Origin of the sequence: Dysgonomonas sp. GY617 (assembly GCF_015233815.1) — a bacterium.
Lineage (GTDB): Bacteria > Bacteroidota > Bacteroidia > Bacteroidales > Dysgonomonadaceae > Dysgonomonas_A.
On sequence record NZ_JADCLR010000014.1, the window covers coordinates 100,031 to 122,874 of the forward strand.

Consider the following 22,844-nt stretch of genomic DNA (forward strand, 5'->3'; position numbering starts at 1 on the left):
TCTTATTTGGTAATTCTGTGATTTCTTAATACTTTTGTATAGTTTAAGTATTTGACGGAAGCTCAAAATTTATTCTTTTCAGCCTGTTCATATTCATGATTTAAAAAAAACGTATGTCTATAAGATTAATTAAAGTTTCAAAGGATTTGAATGTGGGTATCAATAGTCTTGTTGAATTCCTACAGAAGAAAGGCTTTGCTGTCGAAGCAAATCCTAATACGAAGATTGACGATGAACAGTATGACCTTCTTGTAAATGAGTTTGGCAAAGACAAGAAAATAAAACTAGCCTCCGATAGAAACAAAGAGTTACAAAAGGAAAAAAAGAAAGCTACTCAAGACGAATCTTCTGAAGAAGATGACGAGGATGTAGTAATTCCACAGCCCAAAAAGGTTGAAGAGATAAAGACAGTTATCCCGGAAGATATAAAACCACATATTCAGATTGTAGACAAAATAGATTTGGACAATCTAAACAAAAGTAAAAGTTCAACTTTGACAAAAGACGAAAAAAAGATAGAGGTAGTTGAGCCTCTGCAAGTAGAGAAAGAAGAAAGCAAACCTGTTGCTCAAAAAGAGGAGCTAGAAAAACAGGAAGAAAAAATTGCTGCAAAAGCACAAGAGGTTGAGAATACAGAGAAAGTTGAAGCTAAAGCCGTAGAAAAACCAGTAATTGAAGAGCCTGTAACGGTTGCTGAAGTTAAAGAAGAAACTAAGGTTGTTGCAGAAGAAAATGTAACAGAAGCAACAGACCAATCAACTCCGCAAGAAGGTGACGATGATGTATTCAGACTAAATAACCCTTCAATCAAATCGAACATTGTATTAAAAGGGACTATTGACCTTAGTGCAATTAACGACAAAACTCGTCCTGCTAAAAAAACTAAAGCAGAAAAGAGAAAAGAACGTATCGACAAAGAACTATCCGATACTAAAAAAGTAAAGGAAAGTACCGTTAAACTTCTGAAAAAAGAAGCTGTTGACGAACAAAAGAAAACTCTTAAACTTGATGATCCGGATGATCCTGCAAGAAAGAAAAGAGCCCGTATCAAAAAAGGAAAAGTGGATATCGAGAAAGGTATTGCTGCTCCTGGAGGAACAACACCTCACCTTCAAAAAGATAACAAGGCGAAACAAGTCAACACAAATGTACGCAGACCAATTCTTACACCTAAAGCAGCTGTAACAGAAGAGGACGTTCAAAAACAAATAAAAGAAACTCTAGCTCGTCTAACCAATAAGGGAGGAAAAGCCAAGGGTGCTAAATATCGTAAGGAAAAGAGAGATGCCGTTTCTCAAAGACAACTCGAAGAACTTGAGTTACAGGAAAGAGAAAACATGATTCTTAAGATTACCGAATTCGTTACAGCTAATGACTTAGCTAACATGATGAATGTTCCGGTAATTAAAGTTATCTCTACTTGTATGAGTATCGGTATGATGGTATCTATCAACCAACGTTTGGATGCCGAGACTATCAATATTGTTGCTGAAGAATTTGGATTTAAGACTGAATACGTAAGTGCTGAAGTAGTTGAAGCAATCTCTGAAGAAGAGGATAAGGAAGAAGATTTAGAGCCACGTGCACCAATTGTTACCGTTATGGGACACGTTGACCATGGTAAAACTTCATTATTGGATAGAATCCGTCAAACCAATGTTATCGCTGGTGAGGCAGGAGGTATTACTCAACACATCGGTGCATACAATGTTAAGCTTAAAGATGGAAGACCGATGACATTCTTAGATACTCCAGGTCACGAAGCCTTTACAGCGATGCGTGCCCGTGGTGCTAAAGTAACGGATATTGTTATTATCATTGTTGCAGCTGACGATAATGTCATGCCTCAAACAGTAGAAGCAATCAATCACGCAGCGGCAGCAGGTGTACCTATTGTTTTCGCAATTAACAAAATAGATAAACCGGGAGCAAATCCTGAAAAGATAAAAGAAACTCTTGCAAACATGAACTACCTTGTAGAATCGTGGGGAGGTAAATACCAATCGCAAGAAATTTCAGCTAAACAAGGATTAGGTATTGACGAACTTTTAGAAAAAGTTCTTTTGGAAGCCGAACTTCTTGAATTAAAAGCTAATCCTAACAAACGTGCAACAGGTTCTGTTATAGAATCCTCTCTGGATAAAGGACGTGGATACATATCTACTATACTTGTTCAGAATGGAACACTAAGACAAGGAGATATTGTTTTAGCAGGAACTTATTTCGGACGTGTAAAAGCAATGTTTAACGAACGTAATCAACGAATCGAAACAGCTTTACCTTCTGCTCCCGTATTGATCTTAGGATTAAACGGAGCGCCTCAAGCGGGAGACATGTTCCACGTTCTGGAATCAGAACAAGAAGCTAGAGATATTGCTAGTAAACGTGAACAATTGCAACGTGAACAAGGATTGCGTACTCAGAAAATACTTACTCTTGACGATATAGGTCGTCGTATTGCTATCGGTAACTTCCAACAATTGAATGTAATTGTAAAAGGTGACGTGGATGGATCAGTTGAAGCACTTTCTGACTCTTTAATACGTCTATCTACCGAAGAAATACAAGTGAATGTTATTCACAAAGCAGTAGGAGCTATTTCAGAATCGGATATTACACTTGCCGCAGCATCTGATGCAATTGTAATCGGTTTCCAAGTACGTCCATCAGTTGCAGCTAGAAGAATAGCTGAGAAAGACGGAGTCGAAATACGCCTATACTCCATCATCTACGACGCAATCGAAGAGATTACTGCAGCAATGGAAGGTATGTTGTCGCCAGACATCAAAGAAGAAATCACTGCAAACGTAGAAGTACGCGAAGTCTTCAAAATCACTAAAGTCGGTACAGTTGCCGGTTGTATGGTGAAAGAAGGTAAGATTAAACGTTCGAATAAGATACGTATTATTCGCGATGGTATCGTTATATACTCTGGAGATCTAGGTTCATTGAAACGTTTCAAAGACGATGTGAAAGAAGTTGCATTCGGATATGAGTGTGGACTGAACATTCATAACTACAATGATCTAAAAGTAGGAGATATAATTGAAGCTTTTGAACAAATTGAAGTAAAGAAAACATTATAATAAAAAGATTTTATTATATTTGTAACCATAACCTAAGAACCAATTGGTAGTTGTAACCAAGCAATCATGCCTTGATCGGTGGTATCCCACAAAATATACCACCGAAAACACACAACTATCAATAAGGTACGGTGGCTAAAGCCCAATAAATCTACACTGAATCTGTATTAACCATTCTATAATATTAATTTTCATACTATTATGATGGCCAAAAGAATATTTCTTTCTGCATTACTTATTATATCAATCGCATTCATTAATAATATTTCAGCACAGCAGTTAATAACACCAATAACTACTGAAAAAATTGCATACATCAATTCTATTGAGTTATTAGAAACAATACCCGGAAAGGTAGCTGCTTCTAAAGCGATTAGCGAGTTGAACCAGAAATATAAAGATGAGTTGGCGGTGATGCAGAACGATTATAACAATAAATACACCGACTTCTTATCAAATCAAAATAAATTAGCTGAAAGTATCAAACTTAGACGCATGCAGGAGCTATATGAATTGGAACAAAATATAAACCGATTCATGAAAGTGGCTCAAGAAGATGTTGAAAGCCAAGAAAACCAGTTAATAGAACCTTTGAGAGAAAGACTAAAGGAGGTTGTTAATCAAGTTGGAATAGAGCAAGGTTATACTTGCATATATGATAAAGCTAATCCTGCAATTGCATTCCTTACTCCGAATGCTATTGATGCAAATCCATTAATAAAAGCAAGATTACAATCTACAAGAAGATAAATTCGTCAGATTCACCAGCCCTCAATTAAAGGGATCAATTATGAAAAAGAATCTCACTCCAGGACCAATCGGAGTATTTGACTCAGGATACGGAGGATTAACCATTCTCTCCGAAATACAAAAATTACTTCCTCAATACGATTATATTTACTTAGGTGACAATTCAAGAGCCCCTTATGGTACACGGTCATTCGATGTAGTATATGAATTCACTAAGCAAGCCGTTCTTGCACTTTTAGAGCAAGGCTGCAACCTCGTTATACTAGCATGTAATACAGCCTCTGCAAAAGCCCTGAGAACAATCCAGCAAAACGATTTACCCAATATCAACCCGAACAAAAGAGTTCTTGGAATAATACGCCCTACTGCCGAAATTATAGGCGATATTAGCAAGACTCGTCACATAGGTATTGTTGGAACGCCAGGAACAATCCAATCAGAGTCATATCTTATAGAAATAAATAAATTACATCCGGATATAACGGTTAACTCCCATGCATGCCCAATGTGGGTTCCCATTGTAGAGAATAACGAATTTAATACTCCAGGAGCCGATTATTTTATACAGAAGGATCTTGCTAGCATATTAAGTAAAGACGAGGCTATAGATACTCTTATATTGGGATGTACGCATTACCCACTTCTGATAGATAAGATTAAACAATATGCACCCGCAGGGCTACAGATATTATCCCAAGGTAAATATATTGCTGAAAGCCTCCAAAACTACCTTAATCGCCACCCTGAAATAGAGAAAAACTGCACTAAGAGTAGTACAACCAAGTATTATACTACCGAATCGGCATCTAAGTTTAAAGAGTCTGCATCGATATTTCTAAATAAAGAGATAGAAGTAGAAAGAATCAATATAGAATAAAATACAAGGTCTTTAACTATTTTGTAGAATTCCTCAATAGACACAACGAAACTCTATAATAAAAAATTATATGGTTATTTTTTTGTTTAATAAAGATTTGGAGAGGTGATAGAATCAGAAAAAGCGGTTATTTAACGACCACTTTCTTTGTTACATTATCTGATTTGAGGATATAGTATCCTTTAGGTAGATTTACACGGTTAGAATTTGTACCACTATTAACGTTGAAAGTCATAACTTTAGTTCCTAAAATATTGAAGACCTCAATTGTTCCATCTTGTGGGAGGTTTTCTACTACAAACTTTTCGCCATTGATGGTCAATTCAACTCCTTGTTTTTCAGAGTCAAAACCATCTTTCCTATCTTGCGAGAAACCCAAGAAAGGTAGAGCAAAAAAAGCTGCTAGTATTAATATTTTTGTTATCTGTTTCATTTGTTAAATTAGATACACACAAATGTAATGTTTTTTAGTTAAATCTAAAGGGAAAAATGATTTTTTTTTCAGCTATTTATAATTTTTCTAATAATAATTCGTTAGCAAGAATAGTATGAGGAAAAATCTTCACTGCCTCATCCAAAAACAAGCTATCATCAGAGTATCTCGAAGAATAATGACCCAGCATTAATTTCTTCACATTTGCTTTCAATGCAATCTGTGCTGCTTGCCCCGCTGTTGTATGTCTAGTCTCTCTTGCACGGGCTTTATCTTCCTCTAAAAAGGTCGCTTCGTGATACAATAAGTCAACACCTTGTATAATCGGAATTATATCTTCTTTATATGCCGTATCTGAGCAAAATGCATATTTACGCGAAGCATCGGCAGGTTTAGTTAATCTATTATTAGGAATAATAAGCCCATCCTCAGACGTATAATCTCCTCCTTTTTTGATACTTGCCAAATCTCTTATCGGAATATTATAGAACTTAATTGCTTCTCCATCCAGATGCAAATCATTTTCAGCCTCTTCAAAAAGAAATCCGGCACAAGCAACTCTGTGATCTAAGGGAATTGTACTGACTTTTACTGATCGATCCTCATAAATCACTTCATTTTTAGTATGATCAAATGGCTTTATTATCACCTCAAATGATAAGTCCCTACAAAAGTATTCCAATTGAGGTCGCAGCATTTTCTCGAGATCAGCAACTGCATGTATAACCAAGTCTCCTGTTCTCCCTAAGAGCCCTAAAGTTGAAATTAAACCAATCAGTCCAAAACAATGGTCTCCATGCAAATGCGATATAAATATCTGATTCAATCGGTTGAAACGTAAACGAGCTCTTCTAAATTGCAACTGAGTACCCTCACCACAATCTATCATGAATAATTTTTCTCTAACGTTCAAAACCTGCGATGTGGGAGCATGCTGCATAGTAGGCAAAGCCGACCCACAACCTAATATATGTAATTCGAATTTATTCATTCAATATGTATCAATTTATGTACCTGCAGACTTAAACTCCATACAGGATTCTCTTTCACCAAATCAACACAGTAACTCACATTATCTAAGTTAATCTTGTCTCCGTCGAATATAGGACTGACAAAATATTTATCGGCTTTTGGAAACACCGACACATCTGGCAATATATTCCCTCTTTCAATTGGAATACGAATTTCATTTACCGAAGGAATCTTCTTCCGTATATCTTCATATTTCATTTTAGGGCTGCATGTTATATAATCAATCAAAGAGGGTACACGACGTGTCCCATTTGTTTCTATTGCTTGTTTATAACCTTTCTCTCTAAAATAAGCCACATGTTCATCTTTTAATTGGATTGTAGGTTCTCCACCCGTCCATATGATCCATTTACAAGGATAGACAGCAATGGTTGCAGCTATTTCCTCTAAAGTCATATCGTCTCCTTCTGCAAAATCGGTATCACAGAAAGAACAAGTAAGGTTACACTGAGTTAGTCTGATGAAAATAGATGGCTCTCCTACTCTCCCCCCTTCACCCTGCAATGAATAGAATATTTCATTTACATTAAGCTTCATATATAGCAGATGTTTTAGGCGTTTCACAAACTTCAACAGCGTATATCTGCGGAATCTCCTTTACGAAAATAGTATATAATTCACGCGCCATATTTTCTGCGGTAGGATTTACAGAAAACACATCATTAAGATGTCTGTGATCTAAATTATTGTCAATATATTCTTTTACAATACTCAATTCTCTATAATCCTTTACAAAACCAACTTCGCTTAAAGTTTCAGACTTAAGATGAATAATAACAATATAATTATGCCCGTGCAATCTTGAACAAGGATGATCGTCTGACAACCCTTCTAATATATGGGATGCTGAAAAAGCAAACTGTTTACTAATTTTATACATAACCTTTTTTCTAAAATAAATATTCACTGCATTATTGTACAAACACAACAGGCAGGAGTGTAATAACGAACTAGGCCTAAGCCATTATTTAAAATGTAGATACGTCCAAATAGGATAATGATCCGAAAACTTAACCTTATCTACTGTACATTTATATGCTTTCAAATTCCTTGAATGCATAATAAAATCAATTCTAAACCAAAAATAATTCTCATGATAAGTTATCCCCGGTCCAAAACCCGTCTCGGCATAAGAATCCAATAAATCTTTCTTTATTGTTTTATACGAATAAGAGATAGGACTGTCATTAAAATCTCCACAAACAATTATAGCATCAGTAGTTTGTTCTTCAACATAACGGGCAACCATATTTACTTGTGGCGCTCTCTTTCTGAAAGCCGATCCTAACTTATTCTCCAAACTCTGAGTTACCTCATCTAATTTATGCGAATCTCTTGCTCTAAGAAAATCTTTATACAGTTTTTTATCAGCAGATGTCAATCTATTTGACTCTAAGTGATTATTGATAACTGTAATTATCTTTCCATTCACCTCTATCTTATAGAGAGCAACTCCATTATCGGATGATACAATAGGAATACTAAGAATTGACTTAATTGGATATTTAGAAAAACAAGCTAAGCCGTATTCGTACCTTCCATTGCTGGGGCGCAAAGGTATTACCGAATAATACGGATATACTTTCAACACTTTCTGCAAATTTCTCGTACTTGCATGCTTATCACTTGTTGAAACTACATATTCTTGCATACATATAATATCAGCATCTACTGATTTCAGATATTGAACCATCGGCATATCTGCGCTCCACTTCTTATTCAATTCCCAGTTAAATCCTCTTACATTATAAGACAATATCTTAATGCTTCCTTCTGGAGGTGTACCCGAAAATATATTGATCGGAAAATAAGTTGTGATAGGGCTATAACATATAGCCAATACTATAACATTAAATAAAGCAATCTTCCATTTTGAAATAATGCACCAAAAGACAAGCAGCAATAAATTAACCATCAGGATAAAAGGGAAAGCCAAACCCAGATATGCAAAGATAAGAGTTCTAGCAGGCGAAATACCCCAACTAAGAAAAGAGCTTAAAAGCAAGAGTAAGGTAAATATATTTATCCCTAGGACAAAAGAGTGAAAGGTGCGCCTTAAATATTCAAATATCTGTTTACTTGTTACTGGCATCAAATAATCGTTTTTTTTCGTCATCATTCAAGCTATTGTAGCCCGACTGTTTAATCTTATCTAAGATACGGTCTATCTCTAAAGATTCACTATACTTACGCTGATTATAACTCGCATCGTCTTTCGAATTATTATTACGCGTAACCCTCATCTTTGGCTTAGCTTTAAATAGATTAACAATCTTATCGATCAAAAGATTAATCCAACGTGTAATATCTTTTCCTTTTCGGTATTGAATAGCATAATAATATCCTATTAACGCCCCTCCTATATGAGCAATATGCCCACCAACATTAGAGCTTCCTCCTAATGCTAAAAAATCGAGGACAAATATAAAAATTGCGATATATATGATTTTTACACGTCCAAACAGAAGCATCATTACCTCCTGGTCTTTATTGTAAAATGCCGCACCAAATATAATTGCCATAACCGAAGCCGATGCTCCAATCATAGACGAAGGATTCATTTTTATAAAATAAGGTATTGTATTAAAAGTAAGAATATAAAAGAGAGCTCCCGCTAATCCTCCCAAAATATAAAGGGCAACTAAATTTTTAGGAGTAAAATAAGTCAGGAATATTCGTCCAAACCAATACAACATAAGCATATTAAATAGTATATGCAAAATCTCGTAATGAACAAACATATAAGTAAATAATACCCAGATGTGTTTGGCAGTAACTCCAATATTAGAAGAAACCTCAATATATCCCTGTAAATCGGGCGTTTGTAATTCAAACAGAACTGCAAATACTCTCAATAATGCAATAATAAGAAATACGCCCACATTGATAATTATCAATTGTGACAATGAATCGCGATATTTTAAATTATTAAATATTGATTTAATAGAATTTCCCATTCTTCTTATTATTTCTTCTCCAATATAATATTAATATAAAACCTGTCAACAATCCTCCTAAGTGAGCAAAGTGTGCTACATTATCTCCCGTTCTATCCCATACACCCATAAATAGCTCTGCAACTCCATATAGGATAACAAAATATTTGGCTTTAATAGGAATAGGGAATAATATTGCGATTAATTCAACATTAGGGAATAACATACCAAATGCAACAAGAATACCAAATACAGCACCCGAAGCACCCACCATTGTTTGGTTTAGCAAAGCATTGAATCCTCCAAGTAAAGGATCTGCATAATTTCGACCTGTACTAATCAGTTCTGCTCCATTTCTATATATTTCAGCCAGTATCTCAGGCGACAATTCACTTTCGGCGGCATTGATACGGATATAAACAACCAACATATTAAATAATGCCGCTCCTATACCTGTAACGATATAGTAAAAAAGAAATCGCTTTCCTCCCCACACCATCTCGAGTGTTCGACCAAACATAAAAACAGCAAACATATTAAAGAACAAATGCGTGATTCCCGACGCATCGTGCAAAAACATATAGGTAATAATCTGGTGAGGATAAAATAAGTCTGACTTAAAATAATGAAGTCCCAGATAAGTTGTAATATCTATCCCTTTATTGGCAAACACCACTTGTGCAACCCAAAACAACGCATTTAAAATAATTAAATTCAACGTTACCGGTGGCACCGATCCAAACATTCCTCCTCTATTCTGATTCATATATTTTTTCTATGCTCTAAATTTAGGCAAAAATAGGTATATTTTTCGTTTACACCGCCGTAAGAAGCCTTAGTTTGCCTTTTTTTTAGTTTAAATGCCCTTTTAGCGGCGGTTTTTTCATCTTTTTTTTTGATAGTTACTAAACTATAATCTATATTTGGTGTTTAAATATGTAAGTAAGTCGTTAAAATACAGTTTAATTAATTAATTTATATTTTTTATTGCAATATTATGAATAAAACTGAACTGATTAATGCTATTTCAGAAAAAGCTGGACTAAGCAAAGTTGACTCTAAAAAAGCACTAGATGCATTTATTGAAACAGTAGGTGCCGAATTAAAAAAAGGTGAAAAAATTGCTCTTGTGGGCTTCGGTACATATTCTGTATCTGAAAAAGCTGCAAGAAAGGGTATTAATCCTAGAACTAAAGAGGCAATTGATATCCCTGCGAAAAAAGTGGTTAAATTTAAAGCCGGAGCTGAACTATCTGACCTGTAAATCAGAGAACAAAGATTTAGAAAAATGGGAAAAAATCGTTGATTTTGTCCCATTTTTTATATTTACAAAACTTAGGACACAAACTACACGAGGAAATAATAATACACACATTGACTATAACAAGCTTTGACTAATACGCTTATCCAAGCAATAAAAAGACCTAACACCTTACCTTTTCAATCTTTTTTGTAGCTTTGCACCTTAAAATCAAAATTAAGGTGTCTGACCTTTTTATTGCTTTGCCTTTTAAAAGTGGAATACTACGTTTACTCTGAACAATAAAGTAATAGATAACTTACAGCATCTAGAAATTAAGACGAAAAATTTTTAATAATGAAAGTAGAACAAGCAATACTGACAAGTATTATTTCGGCAATCAAGAATTTATATAATACAGAAGTAGATAACTCTTTGGTTCAACTTCAAAAAACTAGAAAAGAATTTAAAGGACATCTTACTCTAGTAGCTTTTCCTTTTTTGAAAATTTCGAAAAAAGGACCGGAGCAAACCGCTCAGGAAATTGGAGAATGGCTTAAAGCCAATAGTCCCGAGGTTTCAGACTTTAATGTTGTAAAAGGTTTTTTGAATCTAGAAATAAATTCATCGTGTTGGATTGAATTACTTTCTGATATCAATTCTGAAGAGAATTACGGGATAGTACAACCTACGGACAACTCGCCATTAGTGATGATCGAGTACTCATCTCCTAACACAAATAAGCCGCTGCATTTAGGGCACATTCGAAACAACCTATTAGGTTTTGCTCTTGCTGAAGTTCTAAAAGCTAACGGATATAATGTAAAGAAAACCAATATCGTAAATGATAGAGGTATACATATATGTAAATCGATGCTTGCCTGGAAGAAATGGGGAAATGGAGCTACACCTGAATCTACAGGAGAAAAAGGCGACCACCTTGTAGGCGAATATTATGTTCTATTCGACAAACATTACAAAGCCGAACTAGACAAGCTACAAAGCGAAGGTCTTAGCAAGGAAGAAGCAGAAGCAAAATCGACCTTAATGGCAGAAGCTCGCGAAATGCTTAGAATGTGGGAAGCAGGAGACTCAGAAACTGTGGAACTATGGAAAACCATGAACAGCTGGGTATACGCTGGGTTTGGTGAGACTTACAAAGTGTTGGGTGTTGACTTCGACAAAATATATTACGAATCGGAAACATATCTGGACGGGAAAGACAAAGTGCTTGAAGGTCTGGAAAAGAATATATTCTATAAGAAAGAAGATGGATCGGTATGGGTTGACCTTTCGGAAGAAGGCCTCGACCAAAAATTACTCCTCCGTGGCGACGGTACCTCAGTATATATGACTCAAGATATCGGAACTGCCGAACAACGTTATAAAGATTTCCCCATCGACAAGATGGTGTACGTAGTCGGAAACGAACAAAACTATCATTTTCAGGTACTTTCTATCATTCTCGATAAATTAGGCTTCCAATTTGGAAAAGACTTAGTGCACTTTTCTTATGGAATGGTTGAACTACCCAAAGGTATGGGACGCATGAAATCGAGAGAAGGAACGGTAGTAGATGCTGATGATCTGATAGAAGACATGGTAACTACTGCACGCGAAACTTCCGAAGAATTAGGTAAACTAGATAATTGCACTGAAGAAGAAGCTGCTAATATTGCGCGCATAGTTGGCTTAGGTGCTTTAAAATACTTCATTCTGAAAGTTGATCCTAAAAAGAATATGGTCTTTAATCCTGCCGAGTCAATAGATTTCAACGGAAACACAGGTCCATTCATTCAATACACATACGCTCGTATACAATCAGTATTAAGAAAAGCAGCAGAACAAGGATTAATTATTCCTCAAAGATTAGAAGTTCAAACCTCTCTTACTGAAAAAGAGACTGCATTAATTCAACTTACTGCCGAATTTGCAAGCACTCTTAAGCAAGCAGGAGACGAATACAACCCTGCGCTTATCGCCAACTATGTATACGAATTAGTAAAAGAGTATAATCAATTCTATCACGATCACTCTATCTTAAAAGAAGAAGATAAAAATATAAAAGAATTAAGACTTACCTTATCTTCTAATGTAGGTAAAATAGTAAAAGCAGGTATGCAGTTATTAGGTATTGAAGTACCGGATAGAATGTAAGGTCAAAGATCAATTTATAACGTAACGTCTATAAAAATAAAAGCCTCAAAGAGGAAGTGATTTATACACTTCCTCTTTTTTTTGCCCCCCAAAAGTTAAATAATATTAAATGAACAGGAATTCGAATATAGATAAAGCACTACATATAAGAAATTTACATTAAAACACAAAACCCACTATAAGCTACAGGATAGTATTATGTATTGCATAGTACTAAAATAATTACATATATTTGTATAGCATAAATCATTGTATAAGAAAATAGATAAAAATTACAGATATGAAAAAAGTTGTAGAAGTCAATATCGGAGGAATCAATTTCACAATTGAAGATGATGCCTACATCCAATTAAAGGCATATTTATCGAGATTCGAAGCATCATTACCTAAAGAAGATGCTAAAGAAATAATGGAAGATGTAGAAGCCAGAGTTGCTGAGATATTTCAGAAAGAAATAAAATATCCAAATCAAGTCATTGGAGAAGATTCTGTAAGAATCGTAATTGAATGCCTTGGAGAAGTAGGTCCTTCTACAAATTCAGATAACAATAATTCGCAACAAAAAACAAACAGAAAAATGAAAACAAATAAGAAACTATATCGCAACATGGATGACAGAGTTTTAGCCGGTGTTTGCGGAGGACTTGCCTCATATTTTGATATAGACACAACAATAATCAGAGCCATCTTTGTCCTTGTATTTTTCTTCGGTGGTTCTGCCCTACTCGCTTACATCATTCTATGGGTAATTATGCCAAAGGCCGAAACTGTTATCCAAAAAATGGAAATGAACGGAGAGCCTATAACAGCAGAAAACCTAAAGCATTATAGTAAATAAAGACTTAGATCTTTTTGTTGCTCAGGTTTAGCATAACAATAAGAGGCAGCTGCAATCACAAAATACAGAATAAACAGGTGAAACTTTAAACATCGTGATTACGAACCTCTTTGTAGCAAAAGACAATAACAAATAGATTATAAGGAAGTTAAAACTTACGCACTTAAAACTCAGAATATGGAACCAATTAATGTAGACAATATAAAAGCTCAAATGAGAAAAGGTATTCTCGAATACTGTATTCTTAGCATCCTGTCGGAAGGCGATGCATATGCATCTTCGATTATCAATGAGTTGAAAGAATCGGAAATGATAGTGGTTGAAGGAACATTATATCCCTTACTAACCAGACAAAAAAATCAAGAATTACTTTCATACAGATGGGAAGAATCGACCCAAGGACCTCCCCGTAAGTACTATTCTATCACAGACAAAGGTAAAGCAGTATTAGCAGAGCTAGACAATGTATGGGCTGATCTGGTAAATACAATTGCCCGCATCAGAAAAAATCAAGTTCTGAACACTTCTGAATCAAACGGTTGAAAACAAATTACAAGACTAAAAAAGTACCAAAATGAAAGAAACAATAAAAGCCAGCATAGGAGGATACGCATTCACTTTAGATGCTGATGCGTACGAAATACTGAAATCGTATCTTGATAATTTGAAAATACACTTCGAAAATAAAGAAGATGGTAGTGAAATTATCGCAGACATAGAAGCTCGTATGTGCGAACTCCTACAAATGAAAGCAAGCAAGAGCGAGAATATAATAACTCTGGAAGACGCTAATAGCATCATAGGCATTATGGGAAACCCGGTTGACTTCGAAGCAGAAGCAACGGATACCAGCGATAATAGCCAAACTGAAAAACCGGAGAATACAATCATTCGCAAAAAACTATACAGAGATACTGAGAATGGTATTCTCGGAGGGGTATGTGCAGGATTGGCTAAATATTTCCACATCGATGTAGTCTTAGTTCGAATTGGTTACGCTGCAAGTATTGCTTTAGCAGGTTTCATTACAGGGAAACTAGGCGGATACCTTTTAGCCTCATACCTCTTACTTTGGATAGCAATGCCAAAAGCGAAAACAATGGCTCAAAAGCTAGCTATGTCTGGAGAAGATCCAAGTATAGAAGCGATAGAAAACAGAACTGCTAAGGTTTCTAGAAAAAGAGAAAGCAAAATAGGTAGTGTATTAGGATCTATCATTAAGGCAGCAAGCGGCACTATTATATTTCTAATTGGTATAGCAATAATGCTAATTGGAGGCTTCTCAATATTTTTTCCGGCTGCACTAAACTTGCCCTCAACTTCCGAGCTACTAAATATGTTCGGTTTATATTCGAGCAACATTAATATTGCATTAGCAATAATCTGGTTCTTACCTGCAATTTGTTTAATCTATCTGGGAATTATAATTTGTACGAAAATAACGCCTAAAGACTTTATTATATTTGGGGTTGCATTTTTAATATGGGTTGGAGCTGGCTCTTATATCGGAATCGTCACAGCAAAGCAAGCTATAAACTATAAAGAAGATGCTGATTTCACCGAGAAGATAGATATAAATACATCATCCGACACCCTCTATGTAAAGCTGCATCAAGATTTACAAGCTGCATACACTTGGGGCAAAGGAGATAATGAACTATACACATTAGATGGTAATCCGAGATCATGGTTTATTCTACCAAAGATTCGAGTGAATAGAGATACTATCTACAAGAATTTTGAAATTAAAATTAAAAAGACTGCTTTTGATAAAAGCTATCAAGCAGCAAAAGTAAAAGCAACAGATGCAAAATTTAATTACAATATACAAGATTCGCTAGTATTACTCAAACCTCATTTATATAATAAAGACAACTCTTGGAATCGCGAAATATTTGAAATTGAGATTAATTCTCCTGCTAACAAGACAGTAATAATAGATGAGCCAATCAATTACCGCCATCACTACTTTGATAATTGGGATAACGACTAAATAATCAATCAATTCCATATTAGTCACAGTTTATAAATAACACCATTTTTCTTGATACAATAACGGACGGGGATTACCCCGTCCCTGCTAAACAGCTCTCTAAAAAATGAAAAAATATATTAAAAGAGCATCAATTTGTAACAAATAATATCAACAAGCAGTCTTATATCTAAACAGTGCTTAACTATAAATACTCAAAATCATGAAAACAATAATAATTACCTTAGCTATCTCAGCCCTAGCTCTAATAGGCAATATAGTAAATGCCTCAACTAAAGACAACTTCTATAAAAACGAAGAAGTAAATAATGTAGGACAAATAGTAAAAACAACTGTTTGTAAAGGGGAAGACGACAAGAATCTTACGCTTATTAAGCAATACGAAAATAAGTATGACAACAATGGAAACATTAGTGAGAAAGTGCTATCTGTATGGGATTCTAACCGTTCAAAATGGAATGCGATTCGAAAATATCAATATGAGTACACGAACAATGGACAACTCCAAATGCTTTCGTATACAACATACAATGATTCGAGCAAAGCTTGGGAAAACGAAATAAAATATGCAATGTATCTATATAATTCGGAGGGAAACTTACTTACTGTAGATTACTTGAATATCAACAATAAAGATCAGGAAGTCTTAGCTTCTGACTTTAGCTTAAAATAAAGATTTTACTACTAACTCAATTATAGTCGGATACCAGTTGTGAAACCAGTATCCGACTCTTTATTTTAGAATAAATAAGCTTATTTATTGAAGCTCAAATTCATTGGGGATAGAGTCTAATATAGAGAATAACTCTTCTAGAGTTGCTGCCCTTAGCATGGCAATACGGGTCTTTTTAAAATCGGGAATACCTTTAAACAAATTACTTGCAGCTAAATGCCTGCGACTATGAATAATGCCTCCTCGTTCCCCTGACTGATCTACATTCTTTTGAATATAGTCTTTCAGAATATTTAAATACCAAACAAATGATTCACTGGGTAATGACTCTCCTGTTTTAAGAAAATGTTTCACTTCCTTAAATATCCATGGATTACCAATAGCTCCACGCCCTATCATCACTGCATCTACACCCGTCTCATCAAATCGACGTTTGCATTCTCCAGGGGTAGTAACATCGCCATTACCAATAATAGGTATGTGCATACGCTGATTGTTCTTCACATCGGCAATTAAAGACCAATCTGCATCGTCTCTATACATCTGACTACGGGTTCTACCATGAATAGTTAATGCTTGTATACCCACATCTTGCAATTGCTCAGCAAGTTCTACAATTATTTTCGAATCATGGTCCCAACCTAAACGAGTTTTCAGCGTAACAGGCAAGTTTACTGCCTTTACAACTTCGCGTGTTATCTCTACCATAAGTTCAGGAGTTTTCATCATACCTGAACCTGCACCTTTACCTGCCACCTTTTTTACTGGACAACCAAAGTTTATATCAATAATATCGGGCTGCGCCTCCTCACAAATTTTAGCTGCCTCTACCATTGCTTCTACTTCCCTACCATATATCTGTATGGCAACAGGACGCTCAGCTTCGCAGATAGTCAGCTTTTCTTTAGTCTTATTTACATGTCTTATCAGAGCATCGCTAGAAACAAACTCTGTATAAACCATGTCAGCTCCGAACTGTTTACACAAAACTCTGAAATCCATATCCGTAACATCCTCCATTGGAGCAAGGAAAACAGGATAATCAGAAAAATTTATATTGCTAATTTTCATTATTTAAGTAAATAAAAATATTAAATGATACGTTTCAGAAGCATAACAAGCCATAGACATTATCTCTTCTAAAACCTAAAGAAAGGTCTAAGACCTTAAAAATCGATAGTTAAAAGAGTCTACAAACCATCAATCGCTATAAAAAAGACCATCAACAAAGTTGAAATCTCTACAAATGGAGTACAAAGTTATATCTAATTCTTTAAATCTGCATTTTTTATATATAAACATAAGCATTTCTCCCCTATAAAACATCCCTCTCACAACATAATCCACCAAAATAGAATTACTAACTTAAAAAAGAGGTTTTGAATAACTAAATGAGTATTAAATAATTTAATTTCATTAATAAAAGAGGGGCAATATAGAGTATATTAACAGCTATCTATCAATAAAACATGAGATAAAACACCCACTATAGATATAGACATATAGAAACAGGGATTACTATAATATTAAAATATGATAGAATAAGTATTAAACTTTAACACATTAATTATAAGCAATATATAAATAGATATAGTATATTATATTTCTATAATACATTGCATATATATCAAAAAATACGTATAATAAATACAACTAACTACATACAGATATAATTAGTTCTCAAACAGAGTACATAGTTAGAGAAACATCTCAAATAACACATCTATATATAACAGTATAATAAATTAAGAAAAAAAGCTAATAAAATACCTATAAAATCAATATTTTAGAAGCCAAAGTAGAGGTAATATTATACTATAAATAAGTGATCAATAAAAAAATATGAAAAAAGAATTGCATTTATCAAAAAAATATTACTTTTGTCAAATCATTTTACGAAAAACAGAACAATGAGAAATTTTTCTTTTGCATACTACTTCTTTTTTTACTTTTACTTTAAAAGGTAAGACAGGATTTTGTATGTAGTAAAGAAAACAACATAATAGATATATAAAATCCTGTCAAGCTTGACGGGATTTTTTTATTTTAAGTCATATACAAACAAATAATAGAAATTACTCAAATGAGAAAGGTAGCAATTCAAGGAGGACTCGGAGCATATCATGGGATAGCAGCAGAAAACTTTTTTGTAGGAGAAGAGGTCGAAATCGTTCCCTGTATCACATTTAAAGACATCTTTACCTCTATCAAGAAAGATCCGAATATCATCGGGATTATGGCTATTGAGAATACCATTGCAGGTAGTCTTCTACAAAACTATGAATTGCTTAAAACAAACAAACTACCTATTGCAGGCGAATACAAACAACGTGTATCGCACTGTATATCAGCACTACCGGGGCAAAGCATACACGATATTACAGAAGTTATATCGCACCCTATTGCATTGATGCAGTGCGTAAACTTCTTAGAAACTCTACCTAAAGTAAAAGTAGTAGAGCACGAAGATACTGCGCTTGCAGCCAAAGACATTGCAGATAAAAATATGCTGGGCACTGCCGCCATTTGCAGCACAAGAGCAGCCGAAATATATGGATTAAATATACTAGCGAGGGGAATTGAGACAAATAAACACAATTTTACTCGCTTTCTTATTTTTGGTAATCGCTGGATTGTAGATGAAATACAGAAAGATGAAGTATTAAATAAATCATCTATCGTATTTACAGTACCTCACAGTGAGGGAAGCTTATCGCAAGTACTATCTGTACTTTCCTTCTATCATGTGAACTTGACAAAAATACAATCGCTTCCTATTATTGGTAGAGAATGGGAATATCAATTCTATGTAGATATAAAATTCGACAATTACGACCGATATCAACAATCACTAACAGCAATTCGCCCATTAATTAGCGATTTGAAAATATTGGGAGATTATCCAGAAGGAAGACAAAGCGAATTATAAGCAAGAAGGTCTCTGACCTGTTTATTATCACTCAAAGTATAACAACTATCGATACTTAAAAGATATGAGCACAAAACAGATTACTCCGGCAGAACGCCTCAATTCTATTAGCGAATATTATTTCTCGACAAAACTAAAAGAAGTTGCCGAGATGAATGCGGCAGGTAAAAATGTAATAAGCCTAGGTATAGGAAGTCCTGATCTACCTCCTTCAAAAGAAACGATAGAGGCATTATGCGAATCGGCTGTACAAACCAACGTACACGGATATCAACCTTATGTAGGCATACCTGAACTACGCCGAGCTTTCGCTGATTGGTACAAGAAATGGTACAACGTAGATTTAGACCCTTCTAAAGAGGTTCAGCCGCTTATTGGATCTAAAGAGGGAATCTTACATATTTCACTTACTTTTCTTAATCCTGGTGATGGTGTACTTGTACCAAATCCCGGTTACCCGACATATACATCAGTGAGTAATTTGGTGCAAGCCAAAATACAGACTTACGATCTAGATGAGAACAATAATTGGCAACCTGATTTTGATGCTCTCGAAAAACTAGATCTATCAAATGTAAAATTAATGTGGGTTAATTACCCAAATATGCCCACTGGAGCAAATGCTACGGTAGAATTATATGAACGCTTAGTTGCTTTTGGCAAAAAACACGGAATTGTAATCGTCAACGATAATCCATATAGCTTCATTCTAAATACAAACAGATTGAGCATTCTGCAGATTGAAGGAGCTAAAGATATTTGCATTGAGATGAACTCTCTTAGTAAATCGCATAATATGCCAGGATGGCGTATGGCTATGCTAGCCTCTAATCCTCAATTTGTACAATGGGTCCTAAAAGTAAAAAGTAATATTGACAGTGGACAGTTTAAACCCGTTCAATTAGCTGCTATTGCTGCACTCAACAATTCTGAAGAGTGGCACATTGAGAATAATATCAACCTATACACAGCTCGTCGCAAATATGCAGAGCAAATAATGAATACCTTAGGCTGCACTTTTGATCCCAAACAAGTAGGACTGTTCTTATGGGGTAAAATACCCGACATATACAAAGACAGTGCCGAATTGGCTGATAAAGTCCTTTATGAAGCTAATGTATTCCTCACTCCCGGATTTATATTCGGAGATAAAGGTAAAAGATACATACGTATCTCGCTTTGCTGCAATGAACAAATGCTTAAAGAAGCATTAGATAGAGTAAAAAAGTTAGCTTAAATATTTTCTTAGATATGAAATTTACAACAATAGAATCAGTCTTAAAAAATGGGGAAACTATAGTTATCCGTGAAGCACAAATAAGTGATGCTCCGGAATTGATAACTGTTGTAAAAGAATATATTGAAGAAAGCGAGTTCATTCCCTACATAAAAGGAGAATTTAATCCTACTTTAGAGGAAGAAGAAAAATGGATACAATCTTTTATTGACAATAAAAACAGCCTTTTATTAGTTGCCACCCATCAAGGGCGTATTATTGGAAATATAGATTTTTCGGGATTGCAGCAAAAGATAATGTATCATACTGCCCGATTGGGAATGGGCATGTTATCAAGCTGGCAAGGATATGGTATAGGCTCATTACTCTTAGAAAATGCCATAAAATGGGCAAAAAACAATTCTCCTTTAGAAATTATATATCTAGAAGCATATGCGAACAATGAAGCTGGATTAGCATTATATAAAAAATACGGATTCGTAGAATCTGGAAAGCGTCCAGAAATTTTCAAAGTCGACGACAAAACATACATCGACGAAATAATAATGACATTAAGAATAAAATAAGGTCTCAGACCTTTCTGTTACTTAGCAGATATAACAACTATAATCAGTTTTAAAACTAAGATGTAACGGAAAAACTAACTAGTATTCAAATCAATAATTAAAATAAAAACAAGATGAAATTAGATTCAATTTTACTTCCAGGAGTAGACCCGAAAAGACCTTTCGTTATTGCAGGACCTTGTAGTGCCGAAACTGAAGAGCAAGTAATGGAAACTGCTAAACAATTAGCAGCAGACGGAATTAAAGTTATGCGTGCCGGAATTTGGAAACCTCGTACTAAACCCGGAGGTTTTGAAGGTATCGGAAGCGAAGGATTAGCTTGGTTGAAGAGAGTAAAAAAAGAAACAGGAATGTATGTTTCTACAGAAGTTGCTACTCAAAAACACGTATATGAAGCTCTTAAATACGGAGTAGATTTACTTTGGATTGGTGCACGTACAACTGCAAACCCTTTTGCAGTACAAGAAATAGCAGAAGCTTTACAAGGAGTTGATATTCCTGTATTAGTAAAGAATCCTGTAAATCCAGATTTAGAATTATGGATCGGTGCATTAGAGCGTTTAAGCAATGTTGGTTTAACTAAGCTAGGAGCTATCCACAGAGGTTTTAGTTCTTTCGACAAAAAGATATACCGTAACCTTCCACAATGGCATATACCAATCGAATTGAAACGTCGCTATCCTGATCTTCCAATCATTTGCGACCCTAGCCATATTGGAGGAAAACGCGATTTAATTCAGCCACTTTCTCAACAAGCTATGGATTTGAATTTCGAAGGTTTGATCATCGAAACTCATTGCAACCCTGATTGTGCTTGGAGTGATGCTTCTCAACAAGTAACACCTGAGAGATTAAAAGAAATATTAGGTGCACTTATCATCCGTGAGGGCAAACAAACAACTGAAGATTTATCAGCTCTTCGTCGTCAAATTGACGAAGCTGACGATCAATTGCTTGAGCTTATAGCTAAACGCATGCGTGTTTCTAAAGAAATCGGCACTTTCAAGAAAGAACATAACATGACTATCGTACAAACCGATCGTTATGATGAAATTCTAACTAAACGTATCGCTCAAGCCACTGAAATGGGAATGAATCCTGAATTTATGCGTGTTATACTTGAAGCTATACACGAAGAATCAGTAAGAGTACAACTGGATATACTAAATAAATAAAGGTCGAAGACCTCTTTATAAAAATGAAATAGCCAGTTGATAAATCTATAAACAACTGGCTATATTTTATAATACACAGTTATGAAAATATTAATATTAGGTGCAGGAAAGATGGGATCTTTCTTTTCTGATGTATTGAGTTCCAATCATGAGGTTGCGATGTTTGACACAAACCCCGACCGATTGAAATTCACCTACAATGTGGTAAGGATGAGCGACCCAAAAGAAATTTCGGACTTCAATCCGGAGTTAGTTATCAATGCAGCAACAGTTAAGTACACTATTGATGCATTTAAAACTATCTTACCATACATTAGTGACACTTGTATTATTTCAGATATAGCATCGGTAAAAACAGGTTTACAGGAATTTTACGCATCAGTAAAACAACCTTTTGCTTCTTCGCATCCCATGTTTGGACCCACTTTTGCCGATCTGCGCAACCTTAGCACCCAAAGTGCCATCGTTATATCAGAGTCATCGGAGAAAGGAAAAGAATTCTTCTTAGATCTGTATAGAAGCTTACATCTTCAGGTATTCGAATATAGTTTCGACGAGCACGATCAAACGATAGCCTATTCGCTATCTATTCCGTTTGCCTCAACTCTGGTATTCGCTTCTGTAATGAAACATCAGGAAGCACCCGGAACTACCTTTAAAAGACATATGGATATAGCCAAAGGTCTTTTATCGGAAGATGATTTTCTTTTGACTGAAATTCTGTTCAACCCTTACACCCCACAACAAGTGGAGCAAATAAGAGAAGAACTGGGACAACTGCTTTCGATCATCGAAAAGAAAGACTCTACAGAGATGTTAGAATTTTTAACGAAAGTGAGAAAAAACATAGAGTAGAATCTCTTCATTTAGAGTTGGATTGAACCGACTCAAAAGAGTTCGTCAATCTATAGAGCAAACCTTA

General features: G+C 35.0%; 22 protein-coding genes. 14 read left to right on the top strand and 8 right to left on the bottom strand.

Annotated elements, in window-relative coordinates:
* Nucleotides 1-113 precede the first annotated feature (113 nt).
* The 3 genes from infB to murI all read left to right on the top strand — a co-directional run bounded on the left by infB (nucleotide 114) and on the right by murI (nucleotide 4,713).
* Nucleotides 114-3,086, top strand: coding sequence for a translation initiation factor IF-2 (infB, locus tag IR022_RS09240; RefSeq protein WP_194203489.1), 2,973 nt, complete (start codon nucleotides 114-116; stop codon nucleotides 3,084-3,086).
* A gap of 201 nt (nucleotides 3,087-3,287) precedes the next feature.
* Nucleotides 3,288-3,836, top strand: a complete 549-nt coding sequence (locus IR022_RS09245; protein ID WP_050709660.1) for an OmpH family outer membrane protein — start codon at nucleotides 3,288-3,290, stop codon at nucleotides 3,834-3,836.
* A 40-nt stretch (nucleotides 3,837-3,876) separates the two neighbouring features.
* The gene (gene murI / locus IR022_RS09250; protein ID WP_194203490.1) at nucleotides 3,877-4,713 is read left to right on the top strand and encodes a glutamate racemase; all 837 of its coding nucleotides are present in this window, start codon (nucleotides 3,877-3,879) and stop codon (nucleotides 4,711-4,713) included.
* Between the two features lie 127 nt (nucleotides 4,714-4,840).
* Here the strand turns inward: murI and IR022_RS09255 are convergent, their stop codons facing one another.
* The 7 genes from IR022_RS09255 to IR022_RS09285 all read right to left on the bottom strand — a co-directional run bounded on the left by IR022_RS09255 (nucleotide 4,841) and on the right by IR022_RS09285 (nucleotide 9,880).
* Complete coding sequence (locus IR022_RS09255) at nucleotides 4,841-5,146, bottom strand: T9SS type A sorting domain-containing protein (RefSeq protein WP_050709658.1); 306 nt, start codon at nucleotides 5,144-5,146, stop codon at nucleotides 4,841-4,843.
* A 76-nt stretch (nucleotides 5,147-5,222) separates the two neighbouring features.
* On the bottom strand, nucleotides 5,223-6,137 hold the full coding sequence (locus IR022_RS09260; protein WP_050709657.1) for a ribonuclease Z: 915 nt from the start codon (nucleotides 6,135-6,137) through the stop codon (nucleotides 5,223-5,225).
* Nucleotides 6,134-6,715: a 7-carboxy-7-deazaguanine synthase QueE gene (locus IR022_RS09265; RefSeq protein WP_050709656.1), complete on the bottom strand. Its 582-nt coding sequence runs from the start codon at nucleotides 6,713-6,715 to the stop codon at nucleotides 6,134-6,136. Before IR022_RS09265 ends, IR022_RS09260 begins: the two co-directional genes overlap by 4 nt.
* The gene (locus IR022_RS09270) at nucleotides 6,705-7,058 is read right to left on the bottom strand and encodes a 6-pyruvoyl trahydropterin synthase family protein (RefSeq protein WP_194203491.1); all 354 of its coding nucleotides are present in this window, start codon (nucleotides 7,056-7,058) and stop codon (nucleotides 6,705-6,707) included. The genes IR022_RS09265 and IR022_RS09270 overlap by 11 nt, the downstream gene beginning before the upstream one ends.
* Before the next feature lie 84 nt (nucleotides 7,059-7,142).
* Nucleotides 7,143-8,297 (bottom strand): endonuclease/exonuclease/phosphatase family protein, encoded by a 1,155-nt coding sequence (locus IR022_RS09275; RefSeq protein WP_194203492.1) that lies wholly within the window; start codon nucleotides 8,295-8,297, stop codon nucleotides 7,143-7,145.
* Complete coding sequence (locus tag IR022_RS09280) at nucleotides 8,254-9,135, bottom strand: rhomboid family protein (protein WP_194203493.1); 882 nt, start codon at nucleotides 9,133-9,135, stop codon at nucleotides 8,254-8,256. Before IR022_RS09280 ends, IR022_RS09275 begins: the two co-directional genes overlap by 44 nt.
* Nucleotides 9,119-9,880, bottom strand: coding sequence for a rhomboid family intramembrane serine protease (locus IR022_RS09285; RefSeq protein WP_194203494.1), 762 nt, complete (start codon nucleotides 9,878-9,880; stop codon nucleotides 9,119-9,121). The genes IR022_RS09280 and IR022_RS09285 overlap by 17 nt, the downstream gene beginning before the upstream one ends.
* A gap of 231 nt (nucleotides 9,881-10,111) precedes the next feature.
* On the opposite strand from IR022_RS09285, the gene IR022_RS09290 reads away from it, so the two are divergent.
* The 6 genes from IR022_RS09290 to IR022_RS09315 all read left to right on the top strand — a co-directional run bounded on the left by IR022_RS09290 (nucleotide 10,112) and on the right by IR022_RS09315 (nucleotide 16,015).
* The gene (locus IR022_RS09290) at nucleotides 10,112-10,378 is read left to right on the top strand and encodes an HU family DNA-binding protein (RefSeq protein WP_050709651.1); all 267 of its coding nucleotides are present in this window, start codon (nucleotides 10,112-10,114) and stop codon (nucleotides 10,376-10,378) included.
* 333 nt (nucleotides 10,379-10,711) lie between these two features.
* Nucleotides 10,712-12,511, top strand: a complete 1,800-nt coding sequence (gene argS, locus IR022_RS09295) for an arginine--tRNA ligase (RefSeq protein ID WP_194203495.1) — start codon at nucleotides 10,712-10,714, stop codon at nucleotides 12,509-12,511.
* 280 nt (nucleotides 12,512-12,791) lie between these two features.
* Nucleotides 12,792-13,349 carry a PspC domain-containing protein gene (locus IR022_RS09300; RefSeq protein WP_050709649.1) on the top strand — a complete coding sequence of 186 codons (558 nt, stop codon included), beginning with the start codon at nucleotides 12,792-12,794 and terminating at the stop codon, nucleotides 13,347-13,349.
* Nucleotides 13,350-13,526: 177 nt separating this feature from the next.
* Complete coding sequence (locus tag IR022_RS09305; protein ID WP_050709648.1) at nucleotides 13,527-13,892, top strand: PadR family transcriptional regulator; 366 nt, start codon at nucleotides 13,527-13,529, stop codon at nucleotides 13,890-13,892.
* Nucleotides 13,893-13,923: 31 nt separating this feature from the next.
* Entirely contained in the window at nucleotides 13,924-15,342 is a 1,419-nt protein-coding gene (locus IR022_RS09310) for a PspC domain-containing protein (RefSeq protein ID WP_194203496.1), read from the top strand.
* 202 nt (nucleotides 15,343-15,544) lie between these two features.
* Nucleotides 15,545-16,015: a DUF3836 domain-containing protein gene (locus IR022_RS09315; protein WP_194203497.1), complete on the top strand. Its 471-nt coding sequence runs from the start codon at nucleotides 15,545-15,547 to the stop codon at nucleotides 16,013-16,015.
* Nucleotides 16,016-16,099: 84 nt separating this feature from the next.
* Here the strand turns inward: IR022_RS09315 and dusB are convergent, their stop codons facing one another.
* Nucleotides 16,100-17,086, bottom strand: coding sequence for a tRNA dihydrouridine synthase DusB (gene dusB, locus IR022_RS09320; protein WP_194203498.1), 987 nt, complete (start codon nucleotides 17,084-17,086; stop codon nucleotides 16,100-16,102).
* 1,012 nt (nucleotides 17,087-18,098) lie between these two features.
* On the opposite strand from dusB, the gene IR022_RS09325 reads away from it, so the two are divergent.
* The 5 genes from IR022_RS09325 to IR022_RS09345 all read left to right on the top strand — a co-directional run bounded on the left by IR022_RS09325 (nucleotide 18,099) and on the right by IR022_RS09345 (nucleotide 22,777).
* Nucleotides 18,099-18,944 carry a prephenate dehydratase gene (locus tag IR022_RS09325; protein WP_194203499.1) on the top strand — a complete coding sequence of 282 codons (846 nt, stop codon included), beginning with the start codon at nucleotides 18,099-18,101 and terminating at the stop codon, nucleotides 18,942-18,944.
* Nucleotides 18,945-19,008: 64 nt separating this feature from the next.
* Nucleotides 19,009-20,181, top strand: coding sequence for a pyridoxal phosphate-dependent aminotransferase (locus IR022_RS09330; RefSeq protein WP_050710679.1), 1,173 nt, complete (start codon nucleotides 19,009-19,011; stop codon nucleotides 20,179-20,181).
* A 14-nt stretch (nucleotides 20,182-20,195) separates the two neighbouring features.
* A complete protein-coding gene (locus IR022_RS09335; RefSeq protein ID WP_194203500.1) occupies nucleotides 20,196-20,747 on the top strand; it encodes a GNAT family N-acetyltransferase in 552 nt (183 codons plus the stop codon).
* Between the two features lie 113 nt (nucleotides 20,748-20,860).
* Nucleotides 20,861-21,922 (top strand): bifunctional 3-deoxy-7-phosphoheptulonate synthase/chorismate mutase type II, encoded by a 1,062-nt coding sequence (locus tag IR022_RS09340; RefSeq protein WP_194203501.1) that lies wholly within the window; start codon nucleotides 20,861-20,863, stop codon nucleotides 21,920-21,922.
* An 81-nt stretch (nucleotides 21,923-22,003) separates the two neighbouring features.
* Nucleotides 22,004-22,777: a prephenate dehydrogenase/arogenate dehydrogenase family protein gene (locus IR022_RS09345; protein ID WP_050710676.1), complete on the top strand. Its 774-nt coding sequence runs from the start codon at nucleotides 22,004-22,006 to the stop codon at nucleotides 22,775-22,777.
* Nucleotides 22,778-22,844: the final 67 nt, after the last annotated feature.

Bases quoted from the DNA above. Each gene is read 5' to 3' on its own strand.
- infB (WP_194203489.1), top strand. From the start codon at position 114: ATGTCTATAAGATTAATTAAAGTTTCAAAGGATTTGAATGTGGGTATC.
- IR022_RS09245 (WP_050709660.1), top strand. From the start codon at position 3,288: ATGATGGCCAAAAGAATATTTCTTTCTGCATTACTTATTATATCAATC.
- murI (WP_194203490.1), top strand. From the start codon at position 3,877: ATGAAAAAGAATCTCACTCCAGGACCAATCGGAGTATTTGACTCAGGA.
- IR022_RS09255 (WP_050709658.1), bottom strand. From the start codon at position 5,146: ATGAAACAGATAACAAAAATATTAATACTAGCAGCTTTTTTTGCTCTA.
- IR022_RS09260 (WP_050709657.1), bottom strand. From the start codon at position 6,137: ATGAATAAATTCGAATTACATATATTAGGTTGTGGGTCGGCTTTGCCT.
- IR022_RS09265 (WP_050709656.1), bottom strand. From the start codon at position 6,715: ATGAAGCTTAATGTAAATGAAATATTCTATTCATTGCAGGGTGAAGGG.
- IR022_RS09270 (WP_194203491.1), bottom strand. From the start codon at position 7,058: ATGTATAAAATTAGTAAACAGTTTGCTTTTTCAGCATCCCATATATTA.
- IR022_RS09275 (WP_194203492.1), bottom strand. From the start codon at position 8,297: ATGATGACGAAAAAAAACGATTATTTGATGCCAGTAACAAGTAAACAG.
- IR022_RS09280 (WP_194203493.1), bottom strand. From the start codon at position 9,135: ATGGGAAATTCTATTAAATCAATATTTAATAATTTAAAATATCGCGAT.
- IR022_RS09285 (WP_194203494.1), bottom strand. From the start codon at position 9,880: ATGAATCAGAATAGAGGAGGAATGTTTGGATCGGTGCCACCGGTAACG.
- IR022_RS09290 (WP_050709651.1), top strand. From the start codon at position 10,112: ATGAATAAAACTGAACTGATTAATGCTATTTCAGAAAAAGCTGGACTA.
- argS (WP_194203495.1), top strand. From the start codon at position 10,712: ATGAAAGTAGAACAAGCAATACTGACAAGTATTATTTCGGCAATCAAG.
- IR022_RS09300 (WP_050709649.1), top strand. From the start codon at position 12,792: ATGAAAAAAGTTGTAGAAGTCAATATCGGAGGAATCAATTTCACAATT.
- IR022_RS09305 (WP_050709648.1), top strand. From the start codon at position 13,527: ATGGAACCAATTAATGTAGACAATATAAAAGCTCAAATGAGAAAAGGT.
- IR022_RS09310 (WP_194203496.1), top strand. From the start codon at position 13,924: ATGAAAGAAACAATAAAAGCCAGCATAGGAGGATACGCATTCACTTTA.
- IR022_RS09315 (WP_194203497.1), top strand. From the start codon at position 15,545: ATGAAAACAATAATAATTACCTTAGCTATCTCAGCCCTAGCTCTAATA.
- dusB (WP_194203498.1), bottom strand. From the start codon at position 17,086: ATGAAAATTAGCAATATAAATTTTTCTGATTATCCTGTTTTCCTTGCT.
- IR022_RS09325 (WP_194203499.1), top strand. From the start codon at position 18,099: ATGAGAAAGGTAGCAATTCAAGGAGGACTCGGAGCATATCATGGGATA.
- IR022_RS09330 (WP_050710679.1), top strand. From the start codon at position 19,009: ATGAGCACAAAACAGATTACTCCGGCAGAACGCCTCAATTCTATTAGC.
- IR022_RS09335 (WP_194203500.1), top strand. From the start codon at position 20,196: ATGAAATTTACAACAATAGAATCAGTCTTAAAAAATGGGGAAACTATA.
- IR022_RS09340 (WP_194203501.1), top strand. From the start codon at position 20,861: ATGAAATTAGATTCAATTTTACTTCCAGGAGTAGACCCGAAAAGACCT.
- IR022_RS09345 (WP_050710676.1), top strand. From the start codon at position 22,004: ATGAAAATATTAATATTAGGTGCAGGAAAGATGGGATCTTTCTTTTCT.